This window comes from Candidatus Pelagibacter sp. HIMB123, assembly GCF_052048195.1.
In the GTDB taxonomy this organism is placed as follows: Bacteria; Pseudomonadota; Alphaproteobacteria; order Pelagibacterales; family Pelagibacteraceae; genus Pelagibacter.
The window spans coordinates 16,166-29,008 of sequence record NZ_JBNAIL010000009.1 but is presented as its reverse complement, the minus strand read 5'-3'; the positions used below and the strand labels follow the sequence as shown (position 1 = coordinate 29,008).

Annotated in this window: 14 protein-coding genes; 4 read left to right on the top strand and 10 right to left on the bottom strand. The window is 24.9% G+C overall.

Going from position 1 to position 12,843, the window contains the following annotated elements; all coding sequences use genetic code 11:
• Window positions 1–2: 2 nt before the first annotated feature.
• The 4 genes from ACTTBL_RS02840 to rpsF form a co-directional block, all read right to left on the bottom strand.
• Window positions 3–1,421, bottom strand: a complete 1,419-nt coding sequence (locus tag ACTTBL_RS02840) for a replicative DNA helicase (RefSeq protein ID WP_440643524.1) — start codon at window positions 1,419–1,421, stop codon at window positions 3–5.
• A gap of 68 nt (window positions 1,422–1,489) precedes the next feature.
• Window positions 1,490–1,948: a 50S ribosomal protein L9 gene (gene rplI / locus ACTTBL_RS02835; protein WP_440643523.1), complete on the bottom strand. Its 459-nt coding sequence runs from the start codon at window positions 1,946–1,948 to the stop codon at window positions 1,490–1,492.
• A 1-nt stretch (window position 1,949) separates the two neighbouring features.
• Window positions 1,950–2,222 (bottom strand): 30S ribosomal protein S18, encoded by a 273-nt coding sequence (gene rpsR / locus ACTTBL_RS02830; protein WP_075485386.1) that lies wholly within the window; start codon window positions 2,220–2,222, stop codon window positions 1,950–1,952.
• On the bottom strand, window positions 2,222–2,575 hold the full coding sequence (gene rpsF, locus ACTTBL_RS02825; protein WP_440643522.1) for a 30S ribosomal protein S6: 354 nt from the start codon (window positions 2,573–2,575) through the stop codon (window positions 2,222–2,224). The genes rpsR and rpsF overlap by 1 nt, the downstream gene beginning before the upstream one ends.
• An 87-nt stretch (window positions 2,576–2,662) precedes the next feature.
• On the opposite strand from rpsF, the gene fabD reads away from it, so the two are divergent.
• From fabD to gmk, 4 genes are read left to right on the top strand one after another with little or no spacing between them, the layout of a single operon-like run.
• Window positions 2,663–3,589, top strand: coding sequence for an ACP S-malonyltransferase (gene fabD, locus ACTTBL_RS02820; RefSeq protein ID WP_440643521.1), 927 nt, complete (start codon window positions 2,663–2,665; stop codon window positions 3,587–3,589).
• On the top strand, window positions 3,586–4,323 hold the full coding sequence (fabG, locus tag ACTTBL_RS02815; protein WP_440643520.1) for a 3-oxoacyl-[acyl-carrier-protein] reductase: 738 nt from the start codon (window positions 3,586–3,588) through the stop codon (window positions 4,321–4,323). Before fabD ends, fabG begins: the two co-directional genes overlap by 4 nt.
• A gap of 48 nt (window positions 4,324–4,371) precedes the next feature.
• Window positions 4,372–4,611: an acyl carrier protein gene (locus ACTTBL_RS02810; protein ID WP_008544320.1), complete on the top strand. Its 240-nt coding sequence runs from the start codon at window positions 4,372–4,374 to the stop codon at window positions 4,609–4,611.
• A gap of 8 nt (window positions 4,612–4,619) precedes the next feature.
• Window positions 4,620–5,252, top strand: coding sequence for a guanylate kinase (gene gmk / locus ACTTBL_RS02805; protein WP_440643519.1), 633 nt, complete (start codon window positions 4,620–4,622; stop codon window positions 5,250–5,252).
• Here the strand turns inward: gmk and rsmA are convergent.
• From rsmA to ACTTBL_RS02775, 6 genes are read right to left on the bottom strand one after another with little or no spacing between them, the layout of a single operon-like run.
• A complete protein-coding gene (rsmA, locus tag ACTTBL_RS02800; RefSeq protein ID WP_440643518.1) occupies window positions 5,241–6,026 on the bottom strand; it encodes a 16S rRNA (adenine(1518)-N(6)/adenine(1519)-N(6))-dimethyltransferase RsmA in 786 nt (261 codons plus the stop codon). The two genes, gmk and rsmA, sit on opposite strands and share 12 nt — an antisense overlap.
• Window positions 6,023–6,985: a 4-hydroxythreonine-4-phosphate dehydrogenase PdxA gene (locus tag ACTTBL_RS02795; protein WP_440643517.1), complete on the bottom strand. Its 963-nt coding sequence runs from the start codon at window positions 6,983–6,985 to the stop codon at window positions 6,023–6,025. The genes rsmA and ACTTBL_RS02795 overlap by 4 nt, the downstream gene beginning before the upstream one ends.
• Entirely contained in the window at window positions 6,975–7,913 is a 939-nt protein-coding gene (locus tag ACTTBL_RS02790) for a peptidylprolyl isomerase (RefSeq protein ID WP_440643516.1), read from the bottom strand. Before ACTTBL_RS02790 ends, ACTTBL_RS02795 begins: the two co-directional genes overlap by 11 nt.
• Entirely contained in the window at window positions 7,910–10,633 is a 2,724-nt protein-coding gene (locus ACTTBL_RS02785; RefSeq protein ID WP_440643515.1) for an LPS-assembly protein LptD, read from the bottom strand. Before ACTTBL_RS02785 ends, ACTTBL_RS02790 begins: the two co-directional genes overlap by 4 nt.
• Window positions 10,623–11,696, bottom strand: coding sequence for an LptF/LptG family permease (locus ACTTBL_RS02780; RefSeq protein WP_440643514.1), 1,074 nt, complete (start codon window positions 11,694–11,696; stop codon window positions 10,623–10,625). The genes ACTTBL_RS02785 and ACTTBL_RS02780 overlap by 11 nt, the downstream gene beginning before the upstream one ends.
• A complete protein-coding gene (locus tag ACTTBL_RS02775; RefSeq protein WP_440643513.1) occupies window positions 11,693–12,832 on the bottom strand; it encodes an LptF/LptG family permease in 1,140 nt (379 codons plus the stop codon). The genes ACTTBL_RS02780 and ACTTBL_RS02775 overlap by 4 nt, the downstream gene beginning before the upstream one ends.
• Between the last annotated feature and the right edge of the window lie 11 nt (window positions 12,833–12,843).

The following is a 12,843-nucleotide window of genomic DNA, read 5'->3' as shown; positions in this document are numbered from 1 at the left end:
ATTTAAGCTAATTGAGTATCTTTAAATTTTGTAAATCTTTCCTCAAATTCAAGAGTTACATTGCCAATTGGACCATGCCTTTGTTTTCCAATTATAATTTGAGCTAAATGCGCAACTTCATTCATTTTTGCTTGCCACTCTGCATGCTCAACAGTTGCTTCTCTTGGCTCTTTTCTTTGTAAATAATATCCTTCTCTATAAACAAACATGACAACATCAGCATCTTGTTCAATAGAACCAGATTCTCTTAAATCTGCCAATTGTGGTTTGTGATCATCTCTTTGTTCTACTTGTCGAGAAAGCTGCGAAAGAGCTACTACTGGAACAGAGAGTTCCTTAGCTATTGCTTTAAGTCCTTGAGTAATTTGTGATATTTCTTGAACTCTTCCATCTTTGTTAAATGTAGTTCCTCTCATTAATTGAATATAATCAACAACTATCATATCGAGACCAAAAAGCCTTTTTATACGTCTTGCTCTATTACTCAAAGCGGCAATACTTATAGCTGGAGTTTCATCAATATAAAGGGGCAGTTCAGAAATATTTTTTGATGTTTCTAAAAACTTGTCAAATTGGTCGTCAGATATTCTTCCTCTTCTAATGTCATTAGAACTAATTCTAGCTTGTTCAGAAATAATTCTTGTAGATAATTGTTCTGATGACATTTCAAGTGAAAAAAAAGCTATAGATGATTTTTTGCCACTCTCTTGTAGTTTTTGAGCAGCGTTAAATGCAATATTTGTTGCTAATGAAGTTTTTCCCATTGATGGTCGACCAGCAATAATAATTAAATCTGATTGATGTAAACCACCGAGCTTATCATCTAAATCTCTCAAGCCAGTTGGAACTCCAACTATACCTTCTTCATTTTTATAAGCAGCTGAAGCCATTTCAATTGTTTGTTTCATTGCTTCATCAAATTTTACTAAAGAAGAATTAAAAGAACCTTTTTCAGCCAAATCAAATAATAATCTTTCAGAGCTTTCGATTATAGATTGTCCATTAGTATCAAGATCATTTAATTTTGCACTATCAATAGTTTGTTCAGAAATTTTGATTAATTCCCTTCTTACAAACATGTCATAGATTATTTTCGAGTACTCTATTGCCTGTCTAACTGATGTAGAAAATTTTGTAATTTTAACTAAATATTCTGGAACATTTAGATCATCTTTTTCATCTTCAAAATAATTTTTCAAAGTAATAGGGTTAGCTAACATTCCTTTATAGATAAGGCTTTCAACTGCCTCAAATATTTTTTGGTGCATTGGATCATAAAAGTTAATACTAGAAATTATTGTATTTATTTCATCAAAAATATCATTGCTTACAAGGATTGATCCTATGACAGCTTGTTCGGCTTCAATATTATTTGGTAATTCTTTAAATTGATCTTTGACTATACTTAAATTGTTTTCCATGAAAATAAATTTACATGAAAAATAATTAAATCAAATTGTATATTTCTATTGGGGAAAAGAATGTATAATTATTGAATTGTATCAGCTGACGAAACATTGATTGTAATTTCAGCATCAACTTCTGAGTGTAAAGAAATTTTAACTTTAAATTTACCTAAAGCTTTTATTTCTTCAACGGGTTGTATCATTGAAGGCTTTATATCAATTTTATTTTCTTCTTGAATAAGTTTCGAAATTTCAGTTGGTTTAACCGAACCATATAATTCGTTATTTTCTGTACTTAGTTTTTTGACAGAATACTCTTTACCGTTAATTTGTTCAGCAATTTGAGAGGCTTCTTTTTTCTTTTCGTTATCTTTTTTAGATAACTCTACTTTAATCTTCTCAACTTCTTTTATATTTTCTTTTGATGCATAAAGAGCTTTTTTGTTGGCGATTAGAAAATTTCTAGCAAAACCTCTTTTTACATCTATTACTTGACCAATAGACCCAATTCTTTTTACGTTTTCTAATAAGATTACTTTCATTTTATATTAACGCTAAATTTCTTGCTCTTTTAATTGAAAGAGAAAGTTCTCTTTGTTTTTTTTGAGATACATTTGTAATCCTTGAAGGTAAAATTTTACCATTTTCAGAAACATATTTTTTTAAAAGTTTTATGTTTTTATAATCCACTTCAGGAGCGCCTTTTACTGACAATGGACAAGTTTTTTTAAATTTATATTTATTTGGTTGAAAAATACTTAACTTTGCAAAGTTACTTTGTTTACCTTTTTTATTTCCACTTTGTCTTTTTGGCATTAGTTTTTAACACTTTCTTTATTTTCACTATCTTCTTTTTTTCCAAAATAGCTTGTTTCTAAATCAAATTTTTTTACTCTAACTGTTAGATATCTTAGTAATTTTTTATCAATAGCTTCATTTTTCTCTAATTCATCAATCACATTTCCTTTTCCTTTTATTTTAAAGTGTATGTAACTTCCTTTTTTATTCTTTTTTATAAGGTAAGATAAGTTTAACAATCCCCAGTTTTCAGTTTTAACAACTTCTCCATCGCTTTTTTCAACAATTTTAGAATATTTTTCTGTTAGTTGCTTTAATTCACTTGGTGAAGTATCTTGCCTAGCAATAATAGTATGTTCGTATAAATTCATTTAAGTTCTTTAATAAAAAGTGAGGATATACTATTATAAAAGTTCAATTACAATAGTTAAAAAGGCAGAAATATTAGTTTTTTTTATATGTTTTCAGTAATTTTTCCAGGTCAAGGATCTCAAATAGTGGGAATGGGTAAAGAGCTTTATGATAAATATAATATGGTAAAAGACCTTTTTAAACAGGCAGATGATACACTAAATTTTTCTATTTCTAAGCTTATCCTAGAAGGACCAAAAGAAGATTTAGATTTAACAGCAAATACACAGCCAGCAATATTTTTAATAAGTTATTCAATATTTAATTTAGCAAAAAATGAATTCAAATTAGATTTAAATAAAGCAAAATACTTTGCAGGACACTCTTTGGGTGAATATTCAGCTTTATCATGTGCAGGATATCTAGACTTTTCAGATACATTAAAAATATTAAGAATTAGAGGGGATGCCATGCAAAACTCTGTGCCTAAAGGACAAGGAGGGATGGTTGCGGTATTAGGCTCAACAGTTGATGAGATTGAAAAAATTTTGACGGAAAATAAAGAAAATATAAAAGCACAAATTGCAAATGACAATTCTGAAGGTCAAATTGTATTAAGTGGAAAAACTGAAGATTTAGAAAAATTGATCCAAATTTTAAAGGATAATTCCATTAAAAATATTAAACTACCTGTAAGTGCACCCTTTCACTGCGAATTGATGAGTAATGCTGCGAAAATTATGACAGAGGAATTAAATAAACTTAATTTTAAAAATGGGCAAAATAAATTAATTTCAAACGTTACTGGTAATGAAATTAAAGATCCAGAAGAGCTAAAAAATCTCTTGATTATGCAAATAGAGAATAGAGTTAGATGGAGAGAAAGTGTGATTAATATGATAGAAAATGATGTAAATCATTTTATAGAAATTGGACCTGGGAAAGTTTTGTCAGGTTTAGTAAAAAGAATAAATAGAAATGTTAAAATTGATACAATTAATTCTCAAAGTGATATTGAAGGTCTAAAACTATGAAAGATTTAAAAGGTAAAAATATTATTGTTACTGGTGCATCAGGTGGGATTGGAAATTCAATAATTGAAAAATTAAATCAAGCTGGAGCAAATATTTTAGCCTCAGGCACAAGAATAGAAAAACTTGAGGAACTAAAAGGAAAGTATGGAAATATTAAAACGCTAAAATTTGATATTTCTCAAAGTGATAAAATTGAAGAATTTATAGAAAATGCAACCAAAGAACTCGGTGGTAGTTTAGATTGTATAGTTAATAATGCGGGTATTACTCAAGATAATTTAGCAATAAGGATGAGTTTAGAGGAATGGCAAAAAGTAATTAATATTAATTTGACATCAACTTTTTTAATGAGCAAGTCAGCAATAAAAAAAATGCTTAAAAATAAATCTGGAAAGATTGTTAATATTACATCAGTTGTTGGACATACAGGCAATCTCGGACAGGCTAATTACACAGCATCTAAAGCAGGGATAATTGCAATGTCAAAGAGTTTTGCAATAGAATATGCTAAGAAAAATATAAATATAAACTGTATTTCACCTGGTTTTATTAAAACTGCCATGACAGATAAGTTGGATGACAAATATAAAGATGCAATAATATCTAAAATTCCTTCAGCACGTCTTGGAGAGCCAGATGATATTGCAAATGCAGTGCTTTTTTTATGCTCAAATCAATCAAGTTATATCAATGGTGAGACCTTGCATGTTAATGGGGGCATGTATATGGCTTGACAAAACAGGTTTTTAAACTATTAAGAATTTATAACGAAAAGGATCAATATGTCAGAAGACGTTTCAAGCAAAGTAAAAAAAATTGTAGCAGATCACTTGGGTATAGATGAAGCTAAGGTAACTGAGGAATCAAGTTTTATAGATGATTTGGGAGCCGATAGTTTAGATACTGTTGAATTAGTGATGGCTTTCGAAGAAGAATTCGGATCTGAAATTTCTGATAGTGAAGCTGAGAAAATTTTAACTGTGGGTGATGCAGTTAAATTTATCGAAGGTAAAGCTAACTAGAAATTTTAATGCCCTCAGAAAAAGATGGGGTAATGATCATTTTATCTTCTCCATCTGGAGCAGGTAAAACTACTCTAGTTAAAAAATTATCTGAAAAAGATAATTTTGAAATTTCTATATCTCACACAACAAGACAACCTCGTCCTAACGAAAATAAAAATTTAGATTATTTTTTTGTTAATGAAACAGAGTTTAAAAGATTAATTAGCAACGAGGAGTTTCTCGAATATGCAAAAGTTTTTGATAATCTTTATGGTACAACAAGAACACCAGTTATAGATAAATTAAACAAAGGCAAAAACATCCTTTTTGATATTGATTGGCAGGGTGCTGATCAAATTAAGAATAAAAAATTAGATTATAAATTAATTACTTTTTTTATATTACCCCCAAGTAAAGAAGTTTTATTTGAAAGACTGACTAAACGTCATAAAAATGAAAAAATAATAGCTGAAGAAAGAATGAAGCAATTTGAAAGAGATGTCTTACACTGGATAAATTATGATTACGTTGTAATTAACAATGATTTGGAAGAGTGTTATTCAAAAATTATAAATTTAATTGATGCAGTGATAAACAATGGTTCAAAAGATTACGATTTAGAATACATTAGAAAGCATGTTGAAAAACTAACTTCTTAAATTTTCATATTCATAAGCTAATTTACAATAAGTATCTAAATTTAAATTTTGAGGTCTCAAACTTAGGTTAATTTTTAACTTATTACAAACTTTCTGATCTCCATTAAACAATTGATTGTAAGGTTTTTTTAACATTTTTCTTCTTTGGTTAAAAAAAATTCTAGTAACCTTTTCTAAATTTTTAGGATTATTTAATTTAATAAAATTTTTTTTTGGGTGAAAAAATAATAAAGAACTATCTACTTTTGGTTTAGGATAAAATGCTCCAGGCTTTATATCACATACTTTCTTTATATTAAGTTTCCAATTACAAATAATTGATAATCTCCCATAATTTGATGTATTAAATTTAGCAATTATTCTGTCAGCAACTTCTTTTTGAAACATCAATACTAATGATTCAAACCAAAAACTTTCCTTTAAATTTATTATCCATTTGCTTAGTATTTCAGTTGAAATGTTATAAGGCAAATTACCAAAAACTATTACTTTGTCTTTAAAAAGTATATTTTCATCTATTTTTAAAACATCATCATTAATAATAATTAGCTTATCATTAAATTTATTTTTAAGGTTTAATGCAAGGTTATCATCTTTTTCAATTACAAAAATTTTTTTTGGATTTTTTTTAAGAATATATGATGTTAAATTTCCAGTACCTGGTCCAATTTCAAGAATAATTTTATCTTTTATATCCGTTATATCTGTAATTTTTTCTAAAATATTTTTATCAATTAAAAAATTTTGACCTAAACTTTTTTTAGCTTTAATCAATTTTTATCCAAAAAAGAAATAGCTTTAATTAAGCTTAAAGGGTTAGAGATATTTTTTCCTATCATTTTTTCATTAGGACCATGATCTGGTGAAATTCTAATAAATGGCAGTCCCAAAGTAATATTTATAGCATCATACTCATATAATGTCTTAATTGGAGTTAAGACTTGATCATGATACATGCCAAGGATTACGTCAAATTTTTTCCTATTTTTTTTCATGAAGGCAGTATCAGCCGCATAAGGCCCTGAAACTCTATATTTTAATTTTTTTAAATATTTTATTGAAGGTTTTATAATTTTTTCATCCTCGTTAAATTTATTAATACTTTCGCAATGTGGATTTAATCCCAAAACTCCAATTTTAGGTATTTTACCTAAATGATTTTTATAAAAACTATTAATTAAAAAAACTTTTTCACAAATACTTTTTTTATTAACATATCTTGAAATATTCTTAAGAGGTATGTGCGTGGTTAAAGGGCAAACAGATAATTTTTCATTAAAGATGAGCATTGCGAATTTATGTACTTTAGTTTTCTTAGCTAAATATTCTGTAATACCGGGCAGTTTATTATCTAAAAAATTCTTTTTTGAAATAGGGCCATTTATAAATTTATTTGAGTTAAATATTTTAAGAGTTTTAAGACCAATATCAAAAGAGTCCTGAATAAATGTTTTGGATTTAGATGAAATTTTTTTAATACTTGGTTTAACTTTGTAATTAACATCAATTAGATTAATTGAATTTTTAAAAAGTCTTTTATCTATTTGCTGGTAATTTATTAAATTTATTTTTTTTTTATAATTAAATTTTTTCATGTGATAATTAAGTAATTTTGATGATGATATTAATATTATTTGAGACTTAAATTTTTTATATTTTAATGCTTTAAAAAATATTTCTAAAAAAATACTATTAGGCTCGCCATTTACGATAACAATTGGTTTACTGTTCATAAATAGTTAGATTTTTTTTAATTTTGTTAAAATAAATATTAGAGTATTGATTAAGCTGTAAGTTTTGTAATGATCTAATTCTTTGGGAGAATTCTTTGTCAAAATCAATCTCTTCTTCTATTTTTTTAATATCTTTTACATAAAGAATTAAAAACCCACCCGGTATCAAAATTGGCCTTGTAGTTTGTTTGGCCTGAATGTTTTTTAACTCATTTGAAATTTTTTTACTTAAAGAGCTTTCTTTGATCCATCCAAGTTTCCCACCAGTTTTTGAACTATCTGATAAACTAAAAATAGAAGCAGTATTTTCAACCCCATTTTCATCTATACTTTTTATAATTTGATTAAATTTTTCTTTTGCATCTATACTATTTTTTGCATCAAATAATATTTCATAAAGAAAATATGAATTTATAGACTTGGTTGATTTTATTTCCTCACTTATCTTTAATTTATCAATTTTTATTTTATATCGAAATTTTTTAAATATTAATTCATTCCATTGTGCTTCTACTACAAGTTTATTTTCAATATTTTGTAATTCAATATTTGAAGTTTTAAGATAATTTATAAATTCTTGTTTTGAACTTAACCCAATATTTTTATAAATATTTTCAATTATGTTTTCTATGTATTCTTGATTTACCGCATTTAATTGATTTCTTTTAATTTCTATTTTTTTTATGTTTTCTCTAATTAAGGAGTTTTTTGCTATTTCAAAAATCTTTTTTGCTTTTAAATCCCTTAAATTAGGATTAAGAGTTTTTAAGTAAATTACCTCATTATCAACATCAATATTAGTAATTATATTATTATCTATTTTTAAAATTATTTTATTTTCAATTGAATAAGAATAAGAATTAAAAGCAATTATAAAAATTAGTGTAAAAATTTTTATTTTATAAATTAGATTTATGTCTTTTATCATTGTTCAATGTCTAGAGTCTGCTCGATTGATGTTAAAGGATAAAAACTTATAGTGAACATTATATTTTCAGAGGGTTTTAAGTCTCTATCCTCATAGTAAGTTTTGTTAAATTTAACTCCAGCAGTCAAACAATCGTTTTTATATTCATATACAAGGTTATAGTATTCTGTGAGATTGATTTCTCTATTTCTTCTTGTCTTAAATGTTAATACATTATTTGAGTTAATATTATAGGTTGTAGTATTTTCAAAGATATTTGTATTACCCAATTCACTGTCTTCTTCAATAAAATTAAATTCTGTAATAAAATTATTTAAAGATAAATCAAGTCCAATGGAATTATACTTAAATTTTTCAATTTTATTATCAACAGCAAAGTCGTATTCCATATTAATATATTTAGACAAACTGTAATCAAATGAACCAAAAATATTTGAATTTTTTTTATTTAATGATGTTTGTGTTGGTATGTTATCCTCCACACGATCTCTAAATACCGATGCCAGTTTAAATTGAAAAAATTTCTCACTATCGTTTTTATTTTCTGATTTAAAATCAAATCCTGCTGTAAAAGAATAGCCACTTTCTAAACTATCATCTATTCCAAGTCTATTTATATCAAAAATATTATCTGTATTTACCTTTCTTTTATCTAAACTATGGTTTTTCATATCACTAGGGTTTATTCTTAGTGAAAATCTTGGCACAAGAGTTTGATTATTAAACTCAGTAATTTTACTAAGTGGCAATTCTGAATTTAACTCTATCATGGATTGAGCCTCAATTTGAGGACTACTCTTGTAGGTAGAAACATTTTTTCCAACGCTATTTAAATTTTTGAAATAAAAATTTAAATTATTTCTTAAACCAATATTATTTAGAATTTTATCATTCATTTTAAAAGCAACATCATTAATAATTCTTGTTTTATGATTGTTAGTGTTATTTAAAGTACTATTTCCACTAGAATCAAAATTTAGATTTCCACTATTGAATTTAATTGTTTTTTGAGAGTAGTTATAGTGAGGAAAAACGAATTGATAACGATCACTTTGGGTTTTTTTAAGGTCTTCATAAATATCAGCACCACCTGAAAGAGAAAATTTTTCATTTTCTAAGTTAAAGTCGATACCTGAATTAAGAACATCAAAATTAGAAGGTTTTAAATTGTTATCAGTTAAATTGTCTTTAAATATTTTTAAATAAGTATCCTTACTGACTCTTTCAACAAAAATTCTAAAATCACTTTTTATAAAATCACTATTTTCAATTTTTTTTTTAAATAGTGCAAAAAAATGATTTATATTTTTTCTTTCATTTGCCTCAGATGATTTAAATCCATTTGCAAATCCAAAATCAGCAATAAATGACGAACTTTTATTTTCTTGTCTGTATTCATTTTGAATTAATCTAATATCTTTTGAATAAATAGTAGGATTTATTGTCCAGTCTTTATTTTCAGAAATTACATGAAAGTATGGTGCGCTTATTGAAGATCCTAGTACATTAGAATTATTTATTCTTGGTATCAAAAAACCTGACTGTCTTTCTACAGTTGGGTCTGGATGAAAGAATTTAGGAAAATAAAATATAGGAACATCATAAAGTTTTAGCAGCGAATTCTCATAAATTAATTGTTTTTTATTTTTATCATGTTTAATTTTTGATGCCTCTAAGGACCAAGGAGGGCAATTTCCAGTTTTCTTACAACTAGTAAAAACTGCTTTATTTACTGTTGTAATCCCATTTAAATGATTAGATGAAACGCCATACAATCTTGGGTCATTTTCAGATCTATCAAATATATTTTTTTTAAGAAATATTTTTGCTGCACCTGTATTAAAAGTTTTATTTTTAAGATCAAAAAATCCGTCAGCAAAATAATATTTATCACTTTCTCCATCTTGAAGATTAGATTTTTCAATTATAAATAAGTCTTTTCCTTTTAAAAATTCTTTTTCAATTTGATATTCAAAACTAGAAAGTTCATATAATGAGGAGTCCTCTGCTCGAATAATAGTTTTATTTTGTGAAAACAACTTCATTTCCTTTTCGAAAAATTTTATATCAGATGAATCGAAATAGAATTTTGATTTTACATTAGCTGAAGTTTTACCCTCAGTAAAAATTAAATTATTAAGTTTGTTAAATGTAATTTTGTTTGAATTTATTTTAATATCTTTATCAAAATCTTCTAATATAACTTTTTTTTCTGCTACAATTTTTTCATCATTTTTAGAAAAATAAATATTATCTGCAATTATAGATAAATTATTTAATTTATCATTTAATTTAACATTATTTTTTGCAATTATTTCTTGTTTGTTTTTAAAATAAATGATTTCACTTGCTAAAATTATTGTCTCATTAATATTATCAATTATTTGAACATTACCATTAGCAATTATTTTTTCTTGTTTTTTGTTATATGAAATTTCATTAGCATTAATTATTATCTTTTTTGTTTGATCAATAAATTTAACATTTTTTTTTGCTATTAAGAAATTATCTATTTTGTTATATTCAAAATTTTCAGCTGAGATTGAAATTCCGTCGTTTGTAAAAGCTTCACCCCCACCAAAACCTTGGAATAAATTTCCATCTTGTGTAATTTTGATTTCTGAAACATTAAAATTAAATAATTCCTCAGAATTTAAATTTAATGAAAAAAATAAACTTATAATTATGTATGATAATATTTTAAGTAGTTTATTTTTCATTTACTTTATATGTCATTAGTGAAGTTAAAATTGTCAATGATAATAATGGTATCCAAATAGACAAAAAATAATTAATTTTTTCGGTTGATCCCAATACATTGAATAGATTATTAAAATAGTAAATTATTACACAGAAAAATAAACCTAAAGATATTTTTAAAGTGTTGCTTTTATAGTTTTTGCTATTTAGCATTATAATTGCTGAAAATATTGTCATTAATATTAAATAAATTGGATATGAAATAATTCTTTGAATTTGTATATTAATATCGACGGTAGAGTAATTTAATGACTGATAATTTTTCTTTAAACTTATTAGCTCAAGCAACGACAGTGATGAAAGATTTGAAAATAAACTATTAATTCTATCGTAATTAAAATTTGAATTTATTAAAATTTTATTTTTTATAGTTCTTACGTTTTTTTCAAAAATTTCTGCATCATTCACAATCCATGTATTGTCTTTTATATCGACTCTTTCACTTTTTATATTTCTGACTACTTCATAATTTGAGTTGAATTCGGTTATAAAGCTATTAATTAAGAAATTTTTATCTACTTTTGATGCATTTACTATCAAAATTTTGTTTTCAATTTTATCTCTTATCCATAGACCGTTCTGATTAATTACAGCTAAGTATTTACCATCTTTTGTATAATTTGATTTCAATTCAAGATAAAAGTTTTTTAGATTAGAGGAAACATTATAAAAAATTGTAATAATGAGTATTCCAAGTAAAAAAGTAGTTGAACTAATAATAAATAAAATTTTTGAGTTTTTTAAACCTGAATATTTAAATATTTGTATCTCGTTATCTCGAAAAAGATTTATAAAAAAAAGTTGAGTAGATATTAAAAAAATAAAAGGAAATATTTCAAAAATCATAGAAGGTGAGTTAATTAGAGATAAATAGACCGTAAAAAAAATACTAACATCTAAATCTTTAAAAAACTCTAACTCAGTCAGTAAATTAATTATAAAAACTAAACTAAATATAATTAAAAATACAAATGTAAATGATCTTAAAAAAATATTTAAAATAAAATTTATATAAGTTTTCATTTTACAAGCTGTGTTTTTAGTTTGATTAAAAAATAAAAGTAAAACATAATTATAGAAATTACCGGTATTGAAACTATAAAAATATTAAATTTAATTGAGTCGTCAATAAATCTAAGAGTTGACTCAGAAAATATAATTATAAAAAAACCAATTAAAAATGTAATGAGTCTAAACTTTGAAAAATTTATTTTTTCTTTTGAATTAATTATTAAAAGCAGCGCAGTTAACATTAAAGCAGGTAAGTATAATGGAATTCCCAATCTTTTATGAAGCTCAGCTAAAATGTTATCTAGATTTTTAAATTCACAATTTCTTACTTTTTCTTTTATAATTTTTATATTTTTAATATCTTTATTAACCAAACCAATTGCGCATCTAATTAATTCATTTGTTTTATGTTCTTGAGTTTTTTTTACCAATATAGTGTTAGTTGAATATGGATTTAAGTTAAATTCAGATTTTGAAAAACTAAAATTTGTTAATTTTCCATTTGATAGACTTGTATTTTCTCCATCAAATAGTTCGAGAACAGGATCCTTTCGATTTTTCTTAAAAATTCCTTTTTTTGCATAAATAATTTGAAAGTCATCATTATTATTTTTTTTTTTTATATAAATATTATTATAATTGCCTTCGCTATCTTTATCCTCAGTGTAAATAGTTAATTCATGAACAGAAGCATTAAATTTTTTAATTTTAATAAAATTATCTACAAAGTTATACTCAGATACTCTAACCAGAGATTTTGCTAAGTTTTGTGAGCTCGGTACCACAAACGCTGTTAAGCTAATTTGAATAAACAATAAGATAATTGAAATTATAAAAAAGAAATTTATGAAATTCATTTTATTTACTCCAAAATTCCAAAAAATTATAAGCTCATTGTTTAATTCATATTTTGCAATGACATAGGAAAAACTAAAAAAAAATGCAAAAGGATAAATTTTACTTAATATTTTAGGAAAATTTAACAAAGTGTAATACCAATAGACAGAATAATTACGCCCATCATCAATAACCAAATCTAAATAGTTTACAGCTTGAAAAACCCAAACAATAATACTTGAACTAATTAGGGCAATTATAAAAAAAATCAGGCAATCGTATAAAAATTTTCTAAATATAATTTTTTTCATTGAAATATAGT

What these genes read in the sequence shown, in the direction of transcription:
- ACTTBL_RS02840 (WP_440643524.1), bottom strand. Translation starts at nt 1,421, where the DNA reads ATGGAAAACAATTTAAGTATAGTCAAAGATCAATTTAAAGAATTACCA.
- rplI (WP_440643523.1), bottom strand. Translation starts at nt 1,948, where the DNA reads ATGAAAGTAATCTTATTAGAAAACGTAAAAAGAATTGGGTCTATTGGT.
- rpsR (WP_075485386.1), bottom strand. Translation starts at nt 2,222, where the DNA reads ATGCCAAAAAGACAAAGTGGAAATAAAAAAGGTAAACAAAGTAACTTT.
- rpsF (WP_440643522.1), bottom strand. Translation starts at nt 2,575, where the DNA reads ATGAATTTATACGAACATACTATTATTGCTAGGCAAGATACTTCACCA.
- fabD (WP_440643521.1), top strand. Translation starts at nt 2,663, where the DNA reads ATGTTTTCAGTAATTTTTCCAGGTCAAGGATCTCAAATAGTGGGAATG.
- fabG (WP_440643520.1), top strand. Translation starts at nt 3,586, where the DNA reads ATGAAAGATTTAAAAGGTAAAAATATTATTGTTACTGGTGCATCAGGT.
- ACTTBL_RS02810 (WP_008544320.1), top strand. Translation starts at nt 4,372, where the DNA reads ATGTCAGAAGACGTTTCAAGCAAAGTAAAAAAAATTGTAGCAGATCAC.
- gmk (WP_440643519.1), top strand. Translation starts at nt 4,620, where the DNA reads ATGCCCTCAGAAAAAGATGGGGTAATGATCATTTTATCTTCTCCATCT.
- ACTTBL_RS02795 (WP_440643517.1), bottom strand. Translation starts at nt 6,985, where the DNA reads ATGAACAGTAAACCAATTGTTATCGTAAATGGCGAGCCTAATAGTATT.
- ACTTBL_RS02790 (WP_440643516.1), bottom strand. Translation starts at nt 7,913, where the DNA reads ATGATAAAAGACATAAATCTAATTTATAAAATAAAAATTTTTACACTA.
- ACTTBL_RS02785 (WP_440643515.1), bottom strand. Translation starts at nt 10,633, where the DNA reads ATGAAAAATAAACTACTTAAAATATTATCATACATAATTATAAGTTTA.
- ACTTBL_RS02780 (WP_440643514.1), bottom strand. Translation starts at nt 11,696, where the DNA reads ATGAAAACTTATATAAATTTTATTTTAAATATTTTTTTAAGATCATTT.
- ACTTBL_RS02775 (WP_440643513.1), bottom strand. Translation starts at nt 12,832, where the DNA reads ATGAAAAAAATTATATTTAGAAAATTTTTATACGATTGCCTGATTTTT.